At 71.2% G+C, this 22,844-nt stretch carries 19 protein-coding genes; 9 read left to right on the plus strand and 10 right to left on the minus strand.

What is annotated here, in order from left to right:
* Positions 1-21: 21 nt before the first annotated feature.
* From ABZ858_RS20100 to ABZ858_RS20125, 6 genes are all read right to left on the minus strand, one after another.
* Positions 22-837, minus strand: a complete 816-nt coding sequence (locus ABZ858_RS20100; RefSeq protein WP_361379926.1) for an SDR family oxidoreductase — start codon at positions 835-837, stop codon at positions 22-24.
* Positions 838-921: 84 nt separating this feature from the next.
* Positions 922-1,881, minus strand: coding sequence for a hypothetical protein (locus ABZ858_RS20105; RefSeq protein WP_361379929.1), 960 nt, complete (start codon positions 1,879-1,881; stop codon positions 922-924).
* 10 nt (positions 1,882-1,891) lie between these two features.
* Positions 1,892-2,527: a hypothetical protein gene (locus ABZ858_RS20110; protein WP_361379932.1), complete on the minus strand. Its 636-nt coding sequence runs from the start codon at positions 2,525-2,527 to the stop codon at positions 1,892-1,894.
* A gap of 244 nt (positions 2,528-2,771) precedes the next feature.
* Positions 2,772-3,680 (minus strand): hypothetical protein, encoded by a 909-nt coding sequence (locus tag ABZ858_RS20115; protein ID WP_361379935.1) that lies wholly within the window; start codon positions 3,678-3,680, stop codon positions 2,772-2,774.
* A 392-nt stretch (positions 3,681-4,072) separates the two neighbouring features.
* Positions 4,073-5,359 (minus strand): MFS transporter, encoded by a 1,287-nt coding sequence (locus ABZ858_RS20120; RefSeq protein ID WP_361379938.1) that lies wholly within the window; start codon positions 5,357-5,359, stop codon positions 4,073-4,075.
* 106 nt (positions 5,360-5,465) lie between these two features.
* A complete protein-coding gene (locus ABZ858_RS20125) occupies positions 5,466-6,167 on the minus strand; it encodes a FadR/GntR family transcriptional regulator (protein WP_361379942.1) in 702 nt (233 codons plus the stop codon).
* Positions 6,168-7,143: 976 nt separating this feature from the next.
* Here ABZ858_RS20125 and ABZ858_RS20130 point away from each other — a divergent pair.
* The 7 genes from ABZ858_RS20130 (at position 7,144) to ABZ858_RS20160 (ending at position 15,658) form a co-directional block, all read left to right on the plus strand.
* Complete coding sequence (locus tag ABZ858_RS20130) at positions 7,144-8,814, plus strand: hypothetical protein (RefSeq protein WP_361379945.1); 1,671 nt, start codon at positions 7,144-7,146, stop codon at positions 8,812-8,814.
* A complete protein-coding gene (locus ABZ858_RS20135; RefSeq protein ID WP_361379948.1) occupies positions 8,807-9,910 on the plus strand; it encodes a Gfo/Idh/MocA family oxidoreductase in 1,104 nt (367 codons plus the stop codon). The genes ABZ858_RS20130 and ABZ858_RS20135 overlap by 8 nt, the downstream gene beginning before the upstream one ends.
* The gene (locus tag ABZ858_RS20140; protein WP_361379951.1) at positions 9,907-11,040 is read left to right on the plus strand and encodes a Gfo/Idh/MocA family oxidoreductase; all 1,134 of its coding nucleotides are present in this window, start codon (positions 9,907-9,909) and stop codon (positions 11,038-11,040) included. The genes ABZ858_RS20135 and ABZ858_RS20140 overlap by 4 nt, the downstream gene beginning before the upstream one ends.
* The gene (locus tag ABZ858_RS20145; protein ID WP_361379954.1) at positions 11,037-12,302 is read left to right on the plus strand and encodes a radical SAM protein; all 1,266 of its coding nucleotides are present in this window, start codon (positions 11,037-11,039) and stop codon (positions 12,300-12,302) included. Before ABZ858_RS20140 ends, ABZ858_RS20145 begins: the two co-directional genes overlap by 4 nt.
* A 103-nt stretch (positions 12,303-12,405) precedes the next feature.
* Complete coding sequence (locus ABZ858_RS20150) at positions 12,406-13,641, plus strand: MFS transporter (protein WP_361379957.1); 1,236 nt, start codon at positions 12,406-12,408, stop codon at positions 13,639-13,641.
* Positions 13,631-14,929, plus strand: coding sequence for a hypothetical protein (locus ABZ858_RS20155; protein WP_361379960.1), 1,299 nt, complete (start codon positions 13,631-13,633; stop codon positions 14,927-14,929). The genes ABZ858_RS20150 and ABZ858_RS20155 overlap by 11 nt, the downstream gene beginning before the upstream one ends.
* A 60-nt stretch (positions 14,930-14,989) precedes the next feature.
* Positions 14,990-15,658, plus strand: a complete 669-nt coding sequence (locus ABZ858_RS20160) for a methyltransferase domain-containing protein (protein WP_361379962.1) — start codon at positions 14,990-14,992, stop codon at positions 15,656-15,658.
* A gap of 37 nt (positions 15,659-15,695) precedes the next feature.
* On the opposite strand, the gene ABZ858_RS20165 is transcribed toward ABZ858_RS20160, so the two are convergent.
* The 3 genes from ABZ858_RS20165 to ABZ858_RS20175 are packed head-to-tail and all read right to left on the minus strand — an operon-like array spanning position 15,696 to position 18,548.
* Complete coding sequence (locus ABZ858_RS20165) at positions 15,696-16,916, minus strand: cytochrome P450 (RefSeq protein WP_361379965.1); 1,221 nt, start codon at positions 16,914-16,916, stop codon at positions 15,696-15,698.
* A gap of 13 nt (positions 16,917-16,929) precedes the next feature.
* Positions 16,930-18,324, minus strand: coding sequence for an FAD/NAD(P)-binding oxidoreductase (locus ABZ858_RS20170; RefSeq protein ID WP_361379968.1), 1,395 nt, complete (start codon positions 18,322-18,324; stop codon positions 16,930-16,932).
* Positions 18,321-18,548, minus strand: coding sequence for a ferredoxin (locus tag ABZ858_RS20175; RefSeq protein ID WP_361379971.1), 228 nt, complete (start codon positions 18,546-18,548; stop codon positions 18,321-18,323). The genes ABZ858_RS20170 and ABZ858_RS20175 overlap by 4 nt, the downstream gene beginning before the upstream one ends.
* A 454-nt stretch (positions 18,549-19,002) precedes the next feature.
* Between ABZ858_RS20175 and ABZ858_RS20180 the strand changes: the two genes are divergently transcribed.
* Positions 19,003-19,842 carry an SDR family oxidoreductase gene (locus ABZ858_RS20180; RefSeq protein ID WP_361379974.1) on the plus strand — a complete coding sequence of 280 codons (840 nt, stop codon included), beginning with the start codon at positions 19,003-19,005 and terminating at the stop codon, positions 19,840-19,842.
* Between the two features lie 38 nt (positions 19,843-19,880).
* Here ABZ858_RS20180 and ABZ858_RS20185 read toward each other — a convergent pair whose 3' ends face one another.
* Positions 19,881-21,698: a glycoside hydrolase family 15 protein gene (locus tag ABZ858_RS20185; protein ID WP_361379977.1), complete on the minus strand. Its 1,818-nt coding sequence runs from the start codon at positions 21,696-21,698 to the stop codon at positions 19,881-19,883.
* A gap of 340 nt (positions 21,699-22,038) precedes the next feature.
* Here ABZ858_RS20185 and ABZ858_RS20190 point away from each other — a divergent pair, with 340 nt between their 5' ends.
* Positions 22,039-22,716 (plus strand): GAP family protein, encoded by a 678-nt coding sequence (locus ABZ858_RS20190; RefSeq protein WP_361379980.1) that lies wholly within the window; start codon positions 22,039-22,041, stop codon positions 22,714-22,716.
* Positions 22,717-22,844: the final 128 nt, after the last annotated feature.

The following is a 22,844-nucleotide window of genomic DNA, read 5'->3' on the forward strand; positions in this document are numbered from 1 at the left end:
GACCGGCCCTGTGGCCGGCCGTCAGCGACCCGTCTCCCGGTCCTCCATGCGGTAGCGGAACGGCACCGTTCCCGGGTCGAGTGCCGTGGTGCCGCCGTCCACCGTGAGGGTCGCGCCGTTGACGAAGGAGGCCGCGGGCGACAGCAGCCAGGCGATCGCCTCGGCGACCTCGGACGGGTCGCCGGGGCGCCCGGCGGGCACCAGTCGCGTGGCCGCCGCGTACGCCTCCTCGACGCCGCCGCCCAGGCTCTCCTCCGCCGCGAAGCGGGCCATGCGGCCGTCGGCCATCTCGGTGCGCACCCAGGTGGGGCACACGGTGTTGGCCCGCACCCCCTGGCTGCCGTAGTCGACGGCCACCGAGCGGCACAGCTGGAGGAGCGCGGCCTTGGAGGTGGCGTACACGGCGTTGCCCCAGCCGTTGCGCAACGCCGAGACGGAGGCGACCGCGACGACCGCGCCGCGGGCCGCCAGCAGGTGCGGAAGGGCGGCGCGCAGCATCAGGAACGGGCCGGTCAGGTTGGTGCGCAGTACCTCGTCCCAGGTCTCGTCCGAGAGGTCGCCGACCGCGCCGCCGCGGCCGATGCCCGCGTTGAGGACGAGTCCGTCGATCCTGCCGTAGCGGGCGACCGCGGTGTCGACCAGGTCCTGGATCGCCGCCGGGTCCGCGAGGTCGCCGGGGTGTGCCAGGACGCCGGTCTCGTCGGCGAGTTGTCGCAGCGGTTCGGGACGCCGGCCGCCGACGACGACCTGGTGTCCGCCGGCCCGCAACAGCCGGGCGGTGGCGGCACCGATGCCGGTACCGCCACCCGTGATGACGACAACGCGTTCTTCGGACATGGTCGTTGGAGTTCCTCACCGGTCGGGGCTGGATCTGGCGTTGCGATCCTAAGTGATCTGCGTCGTGAATCCTTTGGGGGTTGATCAGTTTCCGGGACTGCCGTTCGGACGGCAGGTGACCTCGGGTGGGCGTGGGCTGCTGTGGCTCTCCGGCTCGCGGATGTCCTCGGACCAGTCGGCTCCCAGGGTCTCCGCGAGGCGCTCCAGTGCCTCACGGCTGCGGCCGTAGACGGTGAGTTCGCGGAGGTAGTCGCTTTGCGGGTCGTGGCAGACGATGACGTCGAGGCCGCCGTAGTACTCGCTGCGGCAGGTCATCTCGCGCCAGGGTTCGAAGCCCAGAGGGGTCAGCTTCTCCTTTACGCGGGCGAGGAGTCCGGCGCCGGGCTCGTCGTCCTCGACGGTCCAGCCGTAGTGCGGGAGCAGCCGGACCACGGCGAGCAGCAGGAAGAACTCCGAGACGCTGTGGGCCTGGCGTATCCAGCCTTCCTCGCCGTCGTCGTCCATGGCGGACACGAGGACCGGTGGGTCGGCGAGGTGGGCGCGGGCGGCGGGGTAGCCCCACTCGTTGCAGTACTGGTTCTCCGCCATGAACACGCAGACGCGTGGGTCCTCGTGCGGTTCGGTGAAGGGGTTGTCGCTCGGCAGCCCGTCCGAGGCACCGTAGCCGCCCGGGTCGGGGCGGACGGTGGGCGGCCACTCGGGGTTGGTCTCGTACAGCTCCGAGCGGTCGGCGAACGAGTTGAAGGGCAGGTTCCACCATTCGTACAGTGCCGCCGGTACCGGGACGCGGGGGTCGACGCTCTCCGGCCGGTCGTCCTCCGGTCCGTCCGAGTGCTCCGCCTTCAGCCCGGCGGGGTACTCCCGGTGGGGGTCGGGCGCCTCCCGCTCCCGGCGCTCGCCGCCCGTCGGTGTGTACCCCCACTGCTCCTGGAACTCGCGTAGCAGCTCCCAGCGCGGCCCGGTGGCCGCCATGCCCGGCTCGCCAGCAGGCCGTTGGCCCTCCAGCCGTTCCCGGAAGCGTCCGTAATCGATGATCTCCGTCACGGCGGTGAGCCTAGTTCGGCATGCCGGTGTCGTTCCTGTGCGCCCGTTGCCAGAGTTCGTCCCAGCCGTACGGGGTCTCCGGCACGAGCCGGTGCTGCCGCCCGCACGGACACGGCTCCCGTACCCACGCGCACCGGCCGCACAGCTCAACCCGTCCGTGCCCGGTCGCGTGCGGCTCCGGTGATCCCTCGTCGCCGCAGGCCGGGCAGCCGGGCGGCTCGGCGCCGCCCAGCAGCGCGTGCTGCCGACGCACGTACGCGGGCAGGCGCAGCGGCGGGTGGCGGACCGGGTCGTCGTACCAGGCGCGGTCCGGTCCCTCCCACCGGTTCCGCAGCCACCACGGCCGAGGGTTCGGTACGGCCCGCCGCCCGGCCCGCTTCTCCGTCCGGCGCCACGCGGCGTACTCCTCCGCCCGCGCGAGCCACAGCACCCGCGCCTCGTGCGGTTCCTCCACCGCCCGCACCAGCGCGTCCGGGTCCGCCTCCAGGCGCCGGGGGATCGCCGCGCTGAGTGTGAGGTGGTGGTACGTGGCCCGCAGGCCGTAGGGCGCGAAGACGGTGAGGCGGGTACGCAGCGCGCTGTGCCGCCGGTGGGCGGGGAGCCGGGTGTCGTGCACGTACGCCCGGTGGGTCAGGAAACTGGTCAATCGGTGGGCTCCAGGTCCAGTGCCCGGGCCAGGGCGGCGGTGACGGCGGCGGCGTGCGTCGGGAGGTGTTCCGCGGCCCAGTTGCCGGCGAGGCCGAGGAAGTCCCGCACGTCCTGCCAGGCGGCGGTGACCAGCTCTCAGTATCCCGGGCAGAGCGCCCTGCCTGTCGGTGCTCACGTGGTGCATCGGGCCGGGCGGGGACTCGCTTCAGGCCGCGTGGCCACGGCCGCCTTCCGTCACCCCTTCAGGGCAGCAGGCACAGCCCGGTCAGTGGGTTCGGGAGGGTGACGACGTCCCAGGGGGTCCGGGCCGCGGCGGGGCCGTCGGGGAGGGGGACGGCTCTGATGTGGCCGCCGAGGTCGGAGACGTAGGCCAGGCCGGCCTCGCTGTCGACGGCGAGGCCGATGGCCTCGGCGAAGCCGGTGGCCAGGATCTCGGGGGGCCGCCCGTGTGTGCCGGGGGCGGGGACGGGTGCGCGGTTGAGTGTGTTGCCGTCGGGGGCCGCGCCGCGGTCGGTCCAGTACAGCCAGTCGCCGTCCAGGTGCAGGTCGATCGGCTCGGGGAGGCCGCTCCAGAGCAGTTCGACGTCGGAGCGGTTCTCGGCGTTCTCGCCGGGCGGCATGTCCAGGCCGGTGCGGAAGATCCGGCCCTGGCCGCCCTTGGCCGGTCCCTTCTGCGTCCAGTACAGGTGCCCTCGGGCGGGATCGACGGCCACGCCGACGCACTCGCCCAGGATGCCGTCACCGGCGGGGGTGACCACCAGGTCGGTCAGGCCGGTGCCGTCCGTGCGGACCCTGCTGATCCGGTGGCCTTCGCGATCGCCCCAGTACAGTGTCCCGGCGCCGTCGGAGGTCAGCTGCTTGCCGGTGGTGATCGCTCCGGCCGGGAGTACCTCGCGTGGTGTTCCGCCGTCGAGGGGGAAGGCGTGGACGCCGCCGTTGCGGCGGGAGAAGTCCTGCCCGGCCTCGCCGGGGGTGTCCGGGTCGGTCGTGGGCGTTCCCATGGTGGTCCAGTAGGCGACGCGGGAATCGACGACGATGCCGTCCGGTGCGGCGCCGGCGTCCTCGACGAGGGCGTGCACGTCGCCGTCGCCGGTGCTCACGCGGAGCACCTTTCCTGGCCAGACCTGCAGTGCCAGCAGTTCCTTGGACACGGTGGCTGTCCTTCTTCCTGTGCCTGGTCCGTTCCCGATCTGTCCTCGTCCGGCTCCGGGCGGGGCGGGTGTCACCGCCGGGAGCCGCCGTCCGTGCCGGGTTCCCGCCGGCCCAGGGGGTCAAGGACGGCGCGGGTGCGCTGGTCGCGCAGCCCGGCTCCGCCAAGGTCCGGCCGCGGGGCGCAGATCCGCACCTCTCAGCCGGCCGAGCGCCGATGCCGTTTCCCATGGGACGAGGCGGCGCGGGACCGGGCAAACCAGGAGAGCTGAATGGAGTCGGCAGGCGCTTCGACCGGCACCGCGGCATCGCCGGCGGCGGGCTGTCAGGCGATCAGTCCACACCGCCGGCCGATCCAGCGGCTGGAGCGGTCGGTGGGTGCGCTGCCGTTCTCTTACCGGTCCGGGCGTGGGCCGGATACCGAGGCGCTGTCCCGTACGTGGCGGTTGCGGGAAGCCAGCAGGCCGAAGACGGCCTGGAGGACGAGCAGTGCCAGCAGGACGGTCAGTGGCAGGGTCCAGGCGCCGGACGTGTCGTGCAGCGTTCCGAGCACCAGCGGACCGGAGGCGGCCAGGATGTAGCCGAAGCACTGGGCCATGCTGGACAGTTGCGCCACGTGGCGGGTGTCGGGAGCCCGCTGCACGATGAAGAGCATCGCCAGGCTGATCGCCCCGCCCTGACCGAGGCCCAGCAGGACCATCCACACGTACGGCGCTGCCGCCGGGGCCGCGAGGAGGCCGGCGATGCCGCTCGCGGAGAGCACGGTGGACGCGGTCGCGACGGCTCCGGCCGGCATGCGCCGTTCCGCGAGCACCGGGGCCAGGAAGGAGCCGGCGATGCCCAGCAGTGAGGAGAAGGACAGCATCCACCCGGCCGTGCCCTGGCTGAGTCCCGCGTTCTCCAGCAGGGTCGGGATCCAGGCGGCCGCCGCGTAGTAGGTGAGGGACTGGAGTCCCATGAAGGCGGCGACGTGCCAGGCCAGGGGCTGGCGCCACAGGCCCCGGACGGGGTGGGTCGCCTCGGCCGCCGCACGGGAGGAGACGCGCGAGCGCTTGCGTACCTGCGGCAGCCACACGGCCAGTGCCAGCACGGCCAGGGCTCCCCAGCAGGTGAGCATGGCCCGCCAGCCCAGCCCCGACAGATGCTGGACCGGCACGGTCAGGCCGGCCGCCGCGGCCGCACCGGCGAAGAGCGTCATCGAGTACACGCCCATCATCGGTCCCACGCGGTGCGGGAAGTCCCGCTTGATCAGGCCGGGCAGCAGCACATTGCCGATGGCGATCCCGGCTCCGATGACCACCGTCCCGCCGAAGAGCGCCGCCATGTCCGGGATCAGGCGGATCGCCGTACCGACGATCACCAGGACCATCGCCACCAGCAGGGCCCGCTCCATGCCCAGGCGGCGGCCGAGCCGGGGGGAGACCGGGGCCAGCAGGCCGAAGCAGAGCAGCGGGAGCGAGGTGAGCAGGCTGATGGCGGACGAGCTGAGCCCGGCTTCCCGGCCGATGACCGGTGTCAGCGGCGAGACCGCGACCAGTGCGGGGCGCAGGTTGAGGGCGAGCAGCACGATGCCCGCGACGGTGATCCACGCGACGCGTCCTGCGCTGCTGCCGCTTTCTCCGTTGCGTTCACCGGCCGGCGGCAACTGTCCGCCGTCCGTCTGTACGGCCTTCTGTGTCATGGTCGGGTCTGTCCTTTCTTGCGGAACTCTTCGCGGCGCGCGGAACGGGCGGACCGAGCAGAACGCCGGCGGTCTACCGCGCTCCGTCACCTGGCGTGGGACGCCGTCACCGGGAGAGGTCGCGAAGTGCGTCCGCCGCGGCCGAGAGGTGATGCAGTGCCGCCTTCTCGGCGGCTTCCGGGTCGCCGCGCTCGATGGCGTCGACGATGGCCGTGTGCTCGGCCACCTGGCGGCGTACCGCTTCCGGCAGCGGGGCTCCGACGACCGAGTGGAGCGTCAGGTAGAAGGAGTCACTGAACTGGTCGTACAGCTCCGCGAGAACGGAGTTGCCCGCGGCGGCGGCCACCGCGCGATGGAAGGCGAGGTCGGCCTCGATGAACGCGGAGGTGTCGTCACCGCCCTGGTTCCAGGCGTCCTCCCGGACGGCCAGCGCCTGCCGGATGCGGGCGATGTCCTCCTCCGTGCGGCGCATGGCGGCGTAGCGCGCGGCGTCGCGTTCGAGGCTCGCACGGACCTCGTACGCCTCGATCGCGGTGCCGTACCGCAGCCGGCGCTTGACGGCGGCGCCGAGTCCGCTGCTGGCCAGCACGTACGTGCCGTCGCCGGGGCGGGGCCCGAGCAGACCGGTGTAGGCGAGGGCGCGCACCGCTTCCCGGACCGTGTTGCGGCCCACACCCAACTGCTCCACCAGGACCGGCTCGGCAGGGATCTTCGTGCCCACGGGCCACTCGCCCCGGCCGATGAGGTCCTCGATCTGCCCGATCACGGAGTCCACGAGGTTCCTGCGGGGAGTGTTCTGCAGTGGCATTCGCTGTCCTTCACCCATCGCCGCACCAGACCGTCTCCGAACAGCCTAACATCCCATGTTTCGATTCGACCTATCATCCCATGTTTGCCCCGGGGCGCACCACAGCAGGCCGCTCGAACCCGCCCCGCCCCTCGTAGGCGATCGGCGCGCTCGGATGTCAGTGGGCCGTGCTTCGAATGCCGGTGGGCCGTGCCTCCACGGCCGATATAGAGGTGTGGCCGGCATTCCGGGCCGTGCCGGTGTGACCGAAAGGGCCGGAACTCATGGCCTCTAGGGCAACGATCGTGCGGCTTTCCCCACCCGAGCGGCCATGCACCGAAGGGCTGTCGGCCGGCCGATCGGGCACGCTGCTCCGGCATTCCCGACGACCGTCGCCCGGACCGGACATTCGCGACCCGCTCTTCTCCATGACCACTCCCGGGCGCCGGTCGCCTATGACGGCCTTTTACCGATCGGACACCGGAAATTCGACTTCTCCGGGTTTACCGCGTCAATCCGGGACCATCGACGCATCGGCGCCGATGAGAGCGCTTCTGCCACCCGACAGCCTGTTCTCGCTAAGGAACTCGTCATGCGGAGAGACGACAGCGACTGGAACAGGACAGGGAGAATGGCGAACCGGCCATTTCGCGGAACGGAGCGCTTCGTTCCAGAGGCGCGGAGAAATCCAGGGCGGTCCGGACTTCGGCACCCTGAAATGTCGGAATTATCTTCATGTAATGAAGGCCGGATCGGTTCCGACCCGTGCTTGACACGACTGACGCGGCACCATAAACCATGCTGTGTGGATCACGGCGCATGATCCATCCGGTCCGAAACTCCGACACAGTGAGCACACGGGTGCTTTCCTCGCCCGCCCTGTGGGGTTGCGGTCAGGCCCCCGGCTGAAAACACGCATTCCGTCGCCATATCCGCCACCCGACCATGACACCCGCAATTCCGGATATCCAGGGGCGGGTGACGAAGGAGTGTGCACATGACGTTCAACGCCCTGATGGGCACATCCCCGAACGACGACCGGTTGTCGCGGGCCGGCGCCACCGCGCGGCTCCACGCCGTGATCGACGGGCACTGGTCGTCGGACGTTCTGCTGCGCCTGGGCCTGCGGCAGTGGCCGGACCCGGCGGAACCAGCGCTGGAAGGCCATGAGGTGGTCGCCCTCGACGACGGCGGCTACGCGCACTCCGTGGACACCGGTGCCGGTTTCGTCACGGTGCAGTTCACACCCGAGCCGGACTGCGCGCCGTACGCGCTGGAGCACAGCGATCCGCCCACCCCGCGCTGGCGCGCCGCCGTGCTGACGGAAGGCGTCCGGCCGGACGCGCCGAGACCGACCGCCGTCGCGTGGGCGCTGGCCGAGGCCCTGCGAAGCGAGGGTGCCGCGTTCAGCGACACCGAGGTGGCGACGCTGTGGGAGGCGATGCCGCTGCTGCGCCGGTACGCGACCGAGGACAGCGCGCTCGCCGACTGGGCCCTGATATTCCGCGACCACTACGTGGAGAACAGCGTCGGCTTCCTGCTCGCCGCCGAACGCGCCGGATTCTCGCCGCAGTGGATCTACGCCTTGGACAAGGGTGACAAGACGTTGCGCCGGGACCGCGTGCACGGCTGGTTCCTGTCCCGGGGCTACCGCAGTGCCACGCTCGACAACTCCGTCGTGAACGGCACCGCCACCGACGAGGAGGTGGCCCGCGCACGCGACGTGGGTGCCGACGTCGACGCCTTCATCCGCGCGGCGCGTACCGAAGGCAGACGTGTGCTCATGGTCGACGACGGCGGCATCATCGCCCTCGGCTCCGCCCACGACCGACTGGTCACCGAACAGCCGGACGCCGCACTGGAGTTGACCGTCAGCGGTCTCAAGCGCATCTCGGCGGCCGATGACATGCGCCTGCCCGTCTTCAACATGGCGCGCTCCGAGGTCAAGACACACCTGGCGTACAACGAGATCGCCGACTCCTGCGTCCGGCGGCTGCGCGCCATCGTGCCGGGAGAGAAGTTCGTGGGGCGACGGGTGCTGTCGCTGGGCTTCGGGACCCTCGGCGCCCGGATCGCCAGGGCGCTGCGCGCGGCCGGGTGCCGCGTCACCGTCGTGGACACCGACACGCTCGCCCTCGTACGCGCCGCCGAGGAGGGGTTCGACACCAGCCGCTCGGCCCGTGCGGCCCTGCTGCGCATCCGCCCGTTCCTGATCCTCGGCACCACCGGCGAGGACGCGCTCACCGAGGCCGATCTGGGACTGCTGCCCGACGGCGTGCTCCTGGCCGGATTCGCCACCCGCGACTTCAGCCTGCTCAGTGAACGCCGTGTCGCCACGACGGTGACACCCGTCCCCGGTGTGGGCGTTCGCCACACCCTGCCCGGCAGCCGCTCGGCGATCCTCCTCGGTGACGGCCGGTCGCTGAACCTCTTCGCCTACGAGGGCATCCCGAACCGTGGCTACGACGCCTACCGCGCCGCCACACTGATAGCCGCCAAGCACATGTGCCGTGCCGCGGCGACACTGTCGTCCGGGGTGCACCTCGGGGTCGTGGACGAGGCGGTACGGGAAGCGGGACTGTACGACGCCTATTACGAGACGTATCTCGCCGACACCGCCGGGCCGGCCGCCGGGCTCGTCGAGGACGGTGGCGACGCGCATGCATGAGCTGCCCCGTGTGTGCGTCGTCGGCTACGGAGTGGCCGGCCGGCTGCACCACCGGCTGCTGGAAGCCGCCGGCCTGCGCGTCTGCACCGTCGATCCGGACCCGGCACTGACCGGTGTGCCCGCCGGCGCCTACAACCACCGTCCCGTCGAGCACCGGTCCACGGTGCGGGAGGTGTCGGCTCCCGTGCACCTCTGGTCGCTCTGCACGCCCACGCAGACTCATGTCGACGCCCTGGCGGCGGTCCTGGAGCGCGATCCGCGGGCCCGGGTCATCATGGAGAAGCCGGCCTGCCGGGCGCAGGACGTGCCGCGCCTCCTGGGGCTGCTGGAGCAGCATCCCGAGGCACGCGTGGTGGTGATGAACCAGTACCGGCACGCCCACGCGCTGCGCCTGCTGGACGACCTCCGGCGCCGGCACATGCCGGCCCACCCGGTGACGGCGGTGCGTGTCGCCTTCAGCAAGGACCGGCGCGCCGACATGGAGGCGGGCCGGTTCGTCGACCGCGACCACGGCGTCTTCGGGTACGAATGGCCGCACATGCTGGCGGTGGCGAGCCGGTTGCTGCCTCCCGATGCCTACCGGGCCTACGTCGAGAGCCCGGTCGAGGACGTGCGCGGCGTCGTCCACGAGGACTACTTCGTGACGACCGCCCGCGAACGGGCCACGGTGGCGGACGGCGTGGAGCTGGAGCTGTACTCCTCGGTCGTCGGCGATCCGCCGGGTGCCGCCGACGTCCCCGACTGGGTCCGCGCCTTCGGGCGCTCCACCGGCGGCCGGCGACGGCTCGCCCAGATCCAGGCGGGACCCGCGCTGTTCACCGCCGAGCTGGACCCGGTGGCGCCGGCGGACGGTGGCCGGCTGCCCGATAACACACACCGGCTGACGGCCCACCTCCCCACCGGACGCCAGGAGATGCTGGTGAACGACTCCCCCATGGACAACGCCCTGCGCATCGCGGTCGCGCAACTGTTCGGCGACCTGCCGCTGCCCCCGGTCGACCTGCGGCCCGTGCACCGCATCAGCGCTCTCGCCGGCCACTTCGGCCGTGACCGTGCCCCCGCCGCGGTGGCGCAGCTGGGCGGAGGCGTCGCATGAGCAGGCTCCGCTTCGGTGTCATCGGCTGCGGTGTGATCGGCGGCCTGCACGCCCGGGTGCTCACGTCCTATCCCCCGCTCGCCGCGCGGGCCCGCCTCGTCGCCGTCGCCTCGCCCTCGCCGGAGCGCGCGCACCGGCTGGCGGCGGAGACCGGCAGTGAGGCGACGGACGTCGCCACCCTCCTCGACCGCCCTGATATCGATGTCATCAGTGTGTGCGCGCCCAGCGGACTCCACGCCGAACTGGGGCGACAGGCCCTGGCCGCGGGCAAGCACGTCGTCGTGGAGAAGCCCATCGACGTGACCGCCGAGGCAGCGGACCAGCTGATCGACAGCGCGCGCAAGGCCGGACGCGCCCTCGCCGTCATCAGCCAGCGCCGCTACGACCCCGCCTCCCGGATGCTGCGTTCCGCCCTCGGCGCGGGGGAACTCGGCACGCTGACGTCCGGTCTCGTGGAGGTCCCCCTGTGGCGCGGCCAGTCGTACTACGACTCGGGTGACTGGCGCGGCAGCCGCGCCCTGGACGGCGGGGGCGCGCTGCTCAACCAGGGGGTGCACGCCGTCGACCTCGTCCAGTGGCTGATGGGCCCGGTCGTGGAGGTCACCGCGCACACCGCTCTCAAGGGCCACCAGGGCATCGAGGTCGAGGACGTCGTCACCGCGAGCCTGCGGCACGCCAGTGGCGCCCTGACGTCCCTGCTGGCGACGACCGCCGCGTACCCGGGGCGCACCACGCGCCTGACGGTGCACGGCGACCGGGGCAGCGCCGTGATCGACAACGACGAACTCGCCTACTTCCACGCCGCGGGACCGGACGACGACACCTCGGCCTACGGCGCCTACGGGGCGGGCAACCAGGCCGCGGAGCGCCGCCCGGCCGCCCCCGAGCAGCCGCGGGACGCCAGCGGCCTGCTCCCCGCGCCGCACGGCGACCAGCTCCTCGACTTCTGCGACGCGGTCGCCGAGGGCCGCCCGCCCGGCGTCGACGGCGAGGAGGGCCGCAGGGCCCTGCTGAGCGTTCTCGCGGTGTACGAGGCCGCGCGCACCGGCACGGTCGTACGGGTGCCGTCGGCCCCGGCCCCCTCGACCTCACCTGCCACCCCCGCCCCCATGACCCCGGAGCCGGCATGACCACCGTATGTTTCGTCGTCGCCGCCGACGAGTTCGAGCGCGACTTCCTGCAGATTCCCCTGGACGTGGCCAACGCGGCCGCGGTGCTGCGCCAGGACGGGGTCGGCGTCGTCGTCTGGGACCGGCGCCTGAGCCTCGCGGCGCCCCCCGTCGGCCAGGTCGACGTGGCTGTCGTCGTCACGGCGATCGCGGACCGCGCCCAGTGCTACCCCCTCGATCTGGGCCCGGTGCGGACCGCCGTGGAGGAGGTGCGGCGGACCTGGCCGGGGGCCGCGGTCGTCGCGGTCGGCCCGCACGCCACCCAGCTGCCCACGGCCACGCGGCGCGAGCTGGGGGCGGACCATGTGGCGCGGGGCGAGGCGGACGCGGCGGCGGTGCACGGTGTCCGGGAGTTGCTGAGCGGCAGGCCCGTACTCGGCGAGCTGCCGCTGAGCGGGACGTACCCGCCGCTGGACCTCGACGAGGCGCCCCTGCCCGCCTACGACCTCCTGGACCTGACCGCCTACACGGCCGAGACGTTCACCGGCGGGCGGGTCAGGCGCGGAGCGTGCGGCATGGTCCTCGGGGTGCGCGGCTGCACGTACGGCTGCACGTTCTGCCATCTGCCGTTCGGTACCCGGATGCGCCCGCAGGGCGTGGGGCGCACCCTCGCGGAGATCGACGCCATGCGCGAACGCGGCGTGGACTCGCTGTTCTTCCTCGACTACGTCTTCGGCCTGCATCCGAGCTTCTACAAGGAGCTGTGCGCGAGCCTCACCGGAGCCGGCATCGGCTGGAGCGGTCAGAGCCGGGCGGAAGTGGTGCTGCGGCAGGACGTCGGCCTGTGGGCGGCCGCCGGGTGCAACGGCATGTGGCTGGGTGCCGAGTCGCCGGCCGTCGCCGAGACCGGCGTCGGCAAACGCGTACCGGCGGAGAAGATCGACGCGGCGATCCGCAAGCTGTCGGCGGCCGGGATCACGCCGTTCGCCTTCATCCTGCTGGGCCTGCCCGGCGACCCGGCCTGCCTGAGCGGCGAAGTGGTCGACTGGGCCGCTTCACTGCCCGGGTACTTCGGGCTCAACCAGCTCTTCCTGCGCCCCGGCACCCCGCTCTACGACGACCTGGCGGCCGGCCTCAACGGGGGTGCCATGCCGTCGACGTGGGCCGAGGTGGAGGCGGTCACCCGCCGCTACCGGGAGCGCTACCCGGTCAGCCTCGACGAGTTGTGGAGCCGGCTCGTCGCGTTGCCGAACTACATCGGCAACGCGATGGCCGCGGTGTGAGCGCCGCGTTCCCGGTCGCCGGCGGCGCCCCGGCGCACCTCACCGTGCCCCTCCACCCCGTCCTCACCGTGCCCGTCCTTGGAAGCGAGGAGTCCGTCACCCCGTGACCACGGATGCCCAGGACACCGCGCGTGCGGCGGCAGACGCCCGGCCGGCGCTGCCCCGCGCGTTCTGGTGGCTGTGGACCGCCATGCTCGTCAACCGGCTCGGCGGCTTCGTCCTCGTGTTCCTGTCGCTGTTCGTGACGCTGGAACGGGGCCGCTCGGCGTCCTTCGCCGGTCTCGTGACCACGGTGTACGGCGTCGGTGGCGCGGTCGGCGGCGGCGTGCTCGCGGACCGGCTGGGCAGGCGGGTGACCCTGTTGGGCAGCCAGCTCCTGACCGCCCTCGCCACGGGGGCGCCGGCGTTCGCGCAGGGCCGGGTGGCGCTCCTGGTCACCGCGTGCCTGGTCGGCCTGGCGGGCAACGCGTCCCGTCCGGTCGTCCAGGCCGTGGTGGCCGACGTGGTCACCGCGGCGGCCCGCGTGAGGGCTTTCTCCCTCCTGTATTGGGCCGTCAACATCGGTGTGGCCGTCTCGGCCGCGCTCGCCGGGGTGCTGGCCGGGCGCGGCCATGTCCTGCTCTTCCTCGCCGAGGCGGCGCTGACCGTGCTGTGCGCGCTGACCGTGTACCTCACCGTGCCCGAGACACGGCCCGATCCGGCGGGGCCGGCGAGCGCCACCAGCCCCGCGGGAGCCGGGGGTTTGGCGCGGCATCGCCGCTTTCTCGCCTTCGTGGCCGTGACCTTCGTGGCCGGGCTGCTGATGCAGGAGGTCAGCACCGCGCTGCCCCTCAGCATGGCGCGGGCGGAGCACACCGCGCGGGACTACGGCCTGGTGATCAGCCTCAACGGCCTTCTCGCCGTGGCGCTGCAACTCCCCGCGGGCCGGGTCCTCTCGCGGTACGGTCCCGCGGGTCCGCTGGTCGTCGGGGCCCTGCTCCTCGGCGGAGGACTGGGGCTGACGGCAGTGGCCGGCTCCCTCACGGCGTACGCCCTGACCGTGGTGGTCTGGACGGTCGGCGAGATCGTCCTGGCGCCGACCTCCACGGCCACGGCGGCCGAGCTGGTACCGGGCCATGCGCACGGGCGCTACCAGGGCGTGTGCAGCTTCGCCTGGGCCGCGGCGGCCTGCGTCGCCCCGGCGGTCTCGGGATACGCCCTGGACACCGTGGGTCCGACCGCCCTGTGGGGCGCGAGCGCGGCGCTGGGGGCGGGGCGCTGGCGGCCTGCGGGTACTGGCTCGTCCTGCGCGGACGGCACGACGACTGACGAGCAGAGAGAGGACAGAGATGGCCGATGAGATGACGTTCTGGGACTGTTCGAGGTCGCAGGCGCTCAGCCGCTACAACGGTTCGAGGATCGACCCGCGCGAGATGGTGGAGCTGTGCGGCATCCGCAAGGAGACGGACCCGGTCGATCTGCGGCTTCCCGCTCCGGACGAGGTGGCGGGAATCCATCCGCTGGCACTCAAGCGGCCGCGCCGGTGGGAGGCGGCGATCGCGGCGATGATCTACGCGTGCAGTGGTCAGGCCGCCGCACGGCAGGAGATCATCAAGGCGAGAGAGCTTCTGGACCGGCTGCCCAGACCCCAGCGCAGCGACCTCACCGTGTCGCGCATGCTGGCCCTGGTCCCCACCATGATCGCCGGCTTCCGTTTCAGCCGGCAGAGCGAGACGTTCAACCCGGAGGCCAACCGCTACCTGGAGGGCGCGCGTTTCCTCTCGGTGCTGCTGGAGGACCGGCCGTCCCTGGACGTGGAGATCGGGCTGTGCGCGCACCGGGCCGGGGTGAGCGACCCGGTCCTTCCCGAGCACGTCAGCGACACGGGTGCCCGCCGCATGGTGGCCTTCGTCGCTTCGCTGATGGACAACTCGCTCGCGAGGAAGCGGACGGTCAACGTCTCCCAGCAGACGGCGACCGATCGGGCCGCCGGCACGGTGAACTCCCTCGTCTTCACGCGTTACGCGCTCGACGGGAGGATCGAGCACCTGCTCCGCCTCCTCGATCAGCACGCGGACGACATACGGACGTTGCTGGCCCGGCACCATGCGGCGGCCGCCCCGGGAACGGAATTCCGGTTCACGCCGCTGGACCCCTTCAGCGACGCGGTCGAGCGTGACATGGAAGAGGCGTTCGGCCCGGACTGGGCAGGGGCGCCCACCGACCCCCGTTGGAGCAGCGGCGGGACGCTGGACTCGGCCGTCGAGGAAGCGAAGGGAAAGATGGCGCGCTTCCTGCGCAACGAGCCGCTCGACCTCGACCGCCTGCTCCGGCTCCACAAGAACTCCGAACATCCCAGCGAACGTGGCGTGTCGGCGCTGCGCTGGTTCGACCGGCACCAGCGCCAGCCACTGGAGGTCCGGGCTCGCTACGACGTCGCCTTCCACCATCGCCTGGCTCTGACCACCTTGCGCAAGGGCGGCGTGGGCATCGGCATGGAGCGGGGCTGGGACGCGTATCAGTGGCTCGCCTGGAGCGCGGCGTACGGCCCGCCCGGTACGGCGATGCCGCTGCTGTACGCCAGAAGCTCGACCGAGCCCGCGAGCCGCGTCTCCTTGCGGTCCTTCAACCTCCGGCAGTTCTGGTGAACGTGGGGATCATCAAGGGCACCGCAGCACAGGGCTGTTGGGTAGGGTGCCCTCGTGGCCATGGGACGACAGAACACCGACGGCTGGCTGGACGACACACGGACGTCCTATGACACCGTCGCTGCCAGTTACGCGGACCTGACACGTCACCTCCTGGACGAGACGCCCGAGGAACGCGCGGTCCTGGCGTTGTTCGCCGGCCTCGTGCGCGCCCGGGGCGGCGGGCAGGTCGCGGACGTGGGGTGCGGGACGGGAAGGATCACGGCCCATCTCCGGCACCTGGGCGTGGACGTGTTCGGGATCGATCTGTCGCCCGGAATGATCGAGGTGGCCCGTCGCGATCACCCCGGTCTCCGGTTCGATCTCGGCTCCATGACGGACCTGGACCTCCCTGACGCGTCGGTGACCGGTCTGATCGCCTGGTACTCGTTGATCCACGTCCCCGACGACGAGATCGGCCCGGTCCTCGCGCACTTCCGGCGGGTGATCCGGCCCGGCGGACCGCTGCTGCTCGGCTTCCACGTCGGTGACGAGTCGCGGTGGAAGACCGAGGGGTACGGCGGCCACCCGATGAAAGTCCGCGTCCATCGCCGGCGGCACGACCGGATGACGGCGTGGCTCGACGAGGCCGGCTTCGCGGTCGAGTCACACCGCACTCTCACCTCGGCCGAGAGCAGGCTCGGGGGGATCATCCTCGCGTACCGCCGGGCCACCGCCACGGACAAGTGACCTCCACCCAGGTCCGGAACGCTTCCGGCGTCGCGCCCTAACCGTCACCGCGCTCGACGCGCAAATGGATCGGCCCGCGCAGAATGGGGCTGCGTCGGTACGGTGGGGGGTCGCTCACCAGTCTGGGCTGGTCGAGGCGGCGTACCAGTTCGGTCAGGGCGATCTGGGTCTCCCGGCGGGCCAGCGGGCCGCCGAAGCACAGGTGGATGCCGCTGCCGAAGCCCAGGTGCTGGTTGTCACGGCGGTCGGGGTCGAAGCGGTCGGGGTCGGGGAAGCGGTTCGGATCGCGGCTGCCCGAGGCCAGCATCAGCATGATCTGCGAGCCCTGGGGGATGACGGTCTCGCCGACGGTCATCTCGCTGTACGCGGCTCGCCAGGGGATGATGTGCACGGGCGGTTCGTAGCGGAGCAGTTCCTCGACCAGCGGCACGATCAGGTCCGGTTCGTCGCGCAGCCGCCGCAGCACCTGGGGCTGGCGCAGCAGCGTCAGCATGCCGTTGGTGATGAGGTTGACGGTGGTCTCGTGGCCGGCGATCAGCAGGAGGTTGGCGGTGGAGACGATCTCGTCGTCGGTCATCCGGCCGTCGGGCCCGTCGTCGTTGGCCAGCTGTGACAACAGGTCGTCGCCGGGCCGCCCATGACGTCGCTCCAGCAGCCCGCCGAGATACTCGCGGAGATCCTTACGAGCCTGTACGCCCTTGTCCAGCTTTTCCTTCGGGTCGGTCTTGGGGTCGTAGTCGATCGAGTTGATGATGTCGTCCACCCAGACGTGGAAACGGGGTTCGTCCTCGCGTGGCACACCGAGCAGGTGGCAGATCACGGCGACGGGGAACGGGTAGGCGAAGTCGTCGACGATGTCGATCTCTTCCTTGCCCGCGAAGTCGTCGATCAGGCCACTGACGATGGCCGCCAGAGCGGGCTCCATGCCGGTCACCAGCCCCGGGGTGTGCGGGGGACCGAAGTGACGCATCGCCATACGGCGCAGACGGTCGTGCTCGGGCGGGTCGAGGTTGATGAACGCCGGTGTGGTTCCTGCCTCGGCGCCGGGCGTGGGATGCGAGAGATTGCGGGTGTCCGAACTCAGGTAGGGGTTGTGCAGGATGTCCGCGATCTCGCGGTAGGTGCTGACGACGTAGCTGCCGTCCTCCTGCCGGGCCACGGGCGTCTTGCGCAGTTCGGCGTAGAGCGGGTAGGGATCGGCCCGGGAGGAGTAGTCCAGGATCCGCTGGAGCGTTCCGGGTGCTTCGGTCGTGGTCATCTCGCTCTCGCTCCTACCGATGCTGCTGGTATGCGGCCGTGACGCGCCGCTCACTCGGGTTGTGACCGGTGACGACCACGGTGGCGCCCTGGGCGAGCAGGGTGGGGCCGGGGAAGTCGACAGGCACCGGTTTCATGTCGGCGGGCTGGTCGGGCGCGGGGCAGGGAGGCGGGAAGGGCGCGGCCGTCTCGATGAGCCCGCGGTAGTGGTCCAGCCACTTCGCGTTGTTGAAACTCACCGCCGCGGTGACGCGGCCGTGATAGCCGTATGCGGCGACGAAGCGGTGGTCGGACACCGATCCCTGGGTGACGACCACCTCGTCGGCGAAGGTGGGTACGCCGACGGACTTGATGTTGACCCCGAACTGGATCGACCAGAACAGCGGGATGGACAGATGGGGCCAGCGGTCCGCCTGGCCGCTGACCATGTTGTGCGCCGCCACCTCGGCCTGCTCCACCGCGTTGGCCCAGTGCTCCAGGGAGATGAGCCGGTACTCGTAGACGGGGTTCGGGCAGCGTGCCACGTCTCCGGCGACGAAGATGTCATCGGTGACCAGGCCGTTGAGGTCGAGGGCGCGGCAGCCGGTGTCGCAGGCGATCCCCCAGACACCCGCCGCGAGCCCCGAGCCCCGCAGCCATTCGGTGTTGCGGATGCCGCCGAGGGCGACCACCGCCACGTCCGCGTCGATCGTGGTGCCGTCGTCGAAGTGGGCGCGGCGAAGACGCCCCTGCGCGTCGCCCTCCAGCCGGGTGACCTTGACACCGCAGCGCAGGTCGACGCCGTGATCACGCTGCATGTCCGCCGCGACCTGGCCGATCATGGCGCCGAGCGCACCGACCAGCGGGGCCGGTGCGAGTTCCGCGACGGTCACCGGGATGTCTCTCTCGCGGCAGACGGAGGCGATCTCGGACCCGGTGAATCCCGCGCCGATGATCAGCACGCGTGACGGCCCGGAGGCGAGGGCTCGCTGCAGGGCCGCGGCGTGTTCGCGCGTCCGCACCACGAAGACCCCGTCCAGGGCCGCCTCGCTCTCGACGAACCAAGGCCGTGCGCGCACACCGGTGGAGATCAGCACCCGGTCGAAGGGTACGTCGCGTCCGTCGGCGAGACGCACCTGATTGGCCGCCAGGTCCAGCCCGCGGGCAGGCACGCCCAGCAGCCATTCCGCGTCGATGTCACGACGGCGTGGCAGTGCGGTGTTCTCGGCCGGCACCCACCCGGTCAGAACCTGCTTGGACAGCGGAGGCCGGTCGTAGGGCTCGCCCAGTTCCTCGCCGATCATGGTCAGTGATCCGGTGAATCCCTCGTCGCGCAGCGCCTCCGCGGCCCGCAGTCCGGCCAGCGATGCCCCGACGACCACGATACGGCCGTCCCTCTTGAACGCTTGCAGGTTGTCGGCGCTGGTCATGGCGTCGACGCCTCCGCCGGCGAGACCCGCCCCTCCAACTGGTCGACCAGGATGGCCTGGACCGGGCAGGCAGCCGCAGCGCGCAGCACCTGTTCGCGCCGGTCGTCATCCGGGTTCGGTACGTACATCAGCGCTTCCTCGCCGTGCATCCGGAACGCGTCCGGAGCCAGGAAGGCGCACTGCGCATACCCTTCACATCGGGAAAGATCGACGACAACTCTCATCCCGACCTCCACGGTAATGGGGACTGCGGCGCTGGAAGCCGGTGTCACTCGGTGCGCTGCGAGCACACCGCGCGCGGGGCGCGAGACGGGAGAGCGAAGGGACGCGGCCGTTGCTCAGCTCCGCGGAAGCGAGGAGTCGCACCGCGTTCGTCGGGTCGCCGCAGGAGCTTGTGATGATCGCGTACAACGCGAACCAGCGGGGTGAACCGCCTGGACATATCGATGTTCCTGCCGTAAAGCCTATCCCGCGCGTTCGCCGCCCGCACTCCGGAGGAAGCGGCTTTGCCGGCCGGATGCCGGAGTCGCACGCCGCCGGCATCCGGCCGCGTTCGACCGTTCGGCGCAATCCGCACGCCCCCGGCGTGTGGGGTGGGCTCGGGGATGGTTCGTTGTCGAGAGGGGCCGACCAGGCTCGCACGAGGCCGGGGGGAGCCAGTGGAGAAGGAGAACCGGCGTGAGCGTGACCCAAGGAGCCCCTCGGGGCGTCATTCCCTCGCAGCTGCTCAAGGGGCAGAAGGCACTCGTCACCGGTGCCAACTCGGGCATCGGCAAGGCGACGGCCATCGGCCTGGGGCGTGCCGGGGCGGACGTGGTCGTGAACTACGTCGCCGGGCGCGACGAGGCCGAGCAGGTGGTCGAGGAGATCACCGGTTACGGCGTGCGCGCGATGGCGTACGAGGCCGATGTGTCCCAGGAGGATCAGGTCGTCGCGATGGTCGGCCGGATGGTGCAGGAGTTCGGGACCGTCGACATTCTCGTGGCCAACGCCGGGTTGCAGCGCGACGCTCCGTTCACCGAGATGACGACGGCGCAGTGGCAGAAGGTACTGGACGTCAATCTCACCGGTCAGTTCCTGTGCGCCCGTGAAGCGACGAAGGAGTTCCTGCGCAGAGGGGTCGTTCCCGAGGTGTCGCGAGCGGCCGGGAAGATCATCTGCATGAGTTCCGTGCACCAGCTCATCCCCTGGGCCGGCCACGTCAACTACGCGGCGTCCAAGGGCGGCGTCCAGATGATGATGGAGACGCTGGCCCAGGAGCTGGCACCGCACAGGATCAGAGTGAACGCGGTCGCTCCGGGAGCCATCCGGACTCCCATCAATCGCGACGCCTGGACCACCCCCGACGCCGAGAAAGAACTGCTGCGGCTGATTCCCTACGGGCGCGTCGGCGATCCGGAGGACATCGCCCACGCGGTCGCCGGGCTGGCGTCGGACCTCATGGACTACGTGGTGGGCACCACCCTCTATGTGGACGGCGGCATGACTCTCTTCCCCGGATTCGCCACCGGCGGCTGAACCGCCCGCCGTCCTTGACGGGCCGGTGGCTGCCGGTCTCACTCACGCTGTTGGTCGAGGGCGTCGTCCAGGGTGGTGGCGGCCATGATCAGCGACAGATGCGTGAAGGCCTGCGGGAAGTTCCCCAACTGCTCGCCACTGGGACCGATCTCCTCGGCGAACAGGCCGACGTGATTGGCGTACGTCTGCATCTTCTCGAAGGCGTAGCGCGCCAGGCGAGTCCGTCCGGCGAGGGCGAGAGCGTCCACATAGAGGAAGGTGCAGAGGCTGAAGGTGCCTTCGGAGCCGCGCAGGCCGTCCGGGGAGGCCGTGGGGTCGTAGCGGTAGACGAGGCTGTCCGACACCAGCGTGCGTTCCATCGCGTCCAGGGTCGACAACCAGCTCGTCGTCCTGGGTGCCAGGAACCCGACGCGCGGGATGAGCAGCAGCGAAGCGTCGAGGACATCGCTTCCGTAGTGCTGCACGAGGGCCTGTTCCTTCTCGTTCCATCCCCGCTCCATCACCTGTTCGAGGATGGTGTCGCGGGCCGCGGTCCACTTCAGGGCGTCGGCGGGACGGCTGTACTCTCTGGCCAGGCGCAGTCCTCGGTCGAAGGCCGTCCACGCCATCACCCGGCTGAAGGTGAAGTCCTGGCGCCCACCGCGGGTCTCCCAGATGCCTTCGTCGGGGCGATCCCAGGAATCAGCCAGCCAGTCCAGCGTCCGAGCGAGGTTCTTCCAGCCGTGGTAGCTGCCCCCTTGGGCGACCTGATGTCCTTCCGACACGGCGTAGAGCGCCTCCCCGTAGATGTCCAGTTGCAGCTGATCGGACGCCGCGTTCCCCAGCCGGACCGGATGCGACCCCTGATAGCCCTCAAGGTGCGAGAGGATCTCCTCCGGCACCTGGGGGTCGCCGTCGACGCGGTACATGATCTGCAGCGGTTCGCCGTCCACGCCCTCCCGGGCCTGGAGACGATCACCCATCCAGCGTGTGAACTGGGCCGCTTCCTCCGCGAATCCCAGGTCGAGCAGGGCACGCACGGACAGCGAGCCGTCGCGGACCCAGGTATAGCGGTAGTCCCAGTTGCGTTCGCCTCCGATCTGCTCGGGCAGGCCCATGGTGGCCGCGGCCACAGGGGCGCCCGTGGGTGCGTAGGTGAGCAGCTTGAGAGTGATCGCCGAGCGGTGCACCACCCCCGGCCACCGGCCGTGGTACCGGGACGAGCGCACCCAGCGCTGCCAGAAGTCCACCACGTCCCAGAAGCGCTCCATCGCCCGGTCAGGAGTCACCGGCGGCGGGAGGGCGCAGTCCGGTCCGCCGACGGTGAACACCGCCGCGGCCACCTCGCCCGCTTTCAGGGTGACCGAACTCCGTACGTCCGTGCCGTCCCGCTGCAGGGGGAAGGTGCTCTGGAGATAGGCGGTGACGTCCGGCGCCCGGAACGTGGCGGTACTGTCCTGCACGTCGAGACGGTGGGTGGCCCGGGCGTAGTCGAAGCGCGGTCGGCACTCCAGAGTGAAGCGCACCGTGCCGCGCACCGCCCGCACGCCGCGTATCAGCACATGCTCGTCGGTGGGGGTGCCGGTGCGATCCGGTGGCATGCAATCGAACACCTCGCCGACCCCGTCCGGCGACATGAAACGCGTGACCAGGACCGCGGTGTCCGGATAGTAGAGCTGCTTGCAGGTCGTGCTCCGGTCTTCCGGCGCGAACAGGAAGTGGCCGCCGCGGTCGTGGTCGAGCAGGGCGGCGAAGACGCTGGGCGAGTCGAACCGGGGCGCCGCGAACCAGTCGACGTCCCCCTGGTACGAGACCAGAGCGGCAGTTTGCAGGTCGCCGACGAGGCCGTGGTCGGCGATGGGCGGGTAACGGTTCATGGTCTCTCGTTCCTGTGAAGCCCCTGCTTCTGAAGCCCCTGCTTCCACTGTCCGCCCTGCGCGACGCGGTCGCCATGGGATGCCGCACCACGAGCGCCGGCACGGGGGGCTTGCCAGGAAGAATCCGGCCAGGAGTAGGAAAATGAGGGGGGAGACGTGCCGAGTACGCCCTCCTGGCCATGTTCCCGCTGCCACATCGGTGTGGTCGCCCGCATCGGTGTGGTCGTGCGGACACGTACAGCAGTCCACAACGTCCGGGGCAGTCGCGGGACGGGACTGAGTCACCGGTTCGCGCCGGATGCGACTCGATCGTCACGCCTGGCCCCGGCTGGAGACAACCATGGGCAAAGTCCTCGGTGACGTGCTGGGCCTTGCGGCCGGCGTCGCGATCAGCCCGCTCCCGATCATCGCAGTCATCCTCGTACTCGCCACGCCGCGGGGGCGCCTGAACGGAGTCCTCTTCACCGTCGGCTGGCTGCTGGGGCTCGCCGTACTGGGCGCGGTGATGCTGGCGATCGCCTCCCCCGCACGTGCCTCGGCACACCATCATCCGGCCACCTGGGTGGGAGCCCTCAAGCTCGCTCTGGGACTGCTCCTCGTCCTCTTCGGCTCCCGGCAGTGGCACCGGCGTCCCAGAGACCCGTCACAGGCCCAACTGCCCAAGTGGATGGGCGCGATCGACCGACTCGCGCCCATCAAGGTCTTCGGACTCGGCCTCGCCCTGGCCGCGCTCAACGCCAAGAACGCCCCGCTGACCATCGCGGCCGGCGCCGCGATCGGCTCGGCCGGGCTGCCGGTCGCGCAGCAGATCGGAGCACTCGCGATCTTCGTGGTCATCGCCACCCTCGGCCTGTTGGCTCCGCTGGGGGTCTTCCTCCTCGGGGGCGAACGAGCCAAGTCGACGCTCGGCAACTGGAAAGACTGGGCGGCCCAGCACAACGTCGCCGTCATGGCCGTCCTGTTCTTCGTGCTCGGGCTGAAACTGGTAGGAGACGGTATCTCGGTACTCACCGCCTGACAGCCCGGGAAGGCGTGGCCGGAGATCTCCACCAGGGCAGCGGGGACCGTGCCCGTCCGGCTGCCGCCCGTGACCGTTCCTGCCCGTTTGGGCTGCGCGGCACCGCAGGTCGGACGGTCGACGGCGGC

It is taken from the genome of Streptomyces sp. NPDC047017 (assembly GCF_040644175.1).
GTDB lineage: Bacteria > Actinomycetota > Actinomycetes > Streptomycetales > Streptomycetaceae > Streptomyces.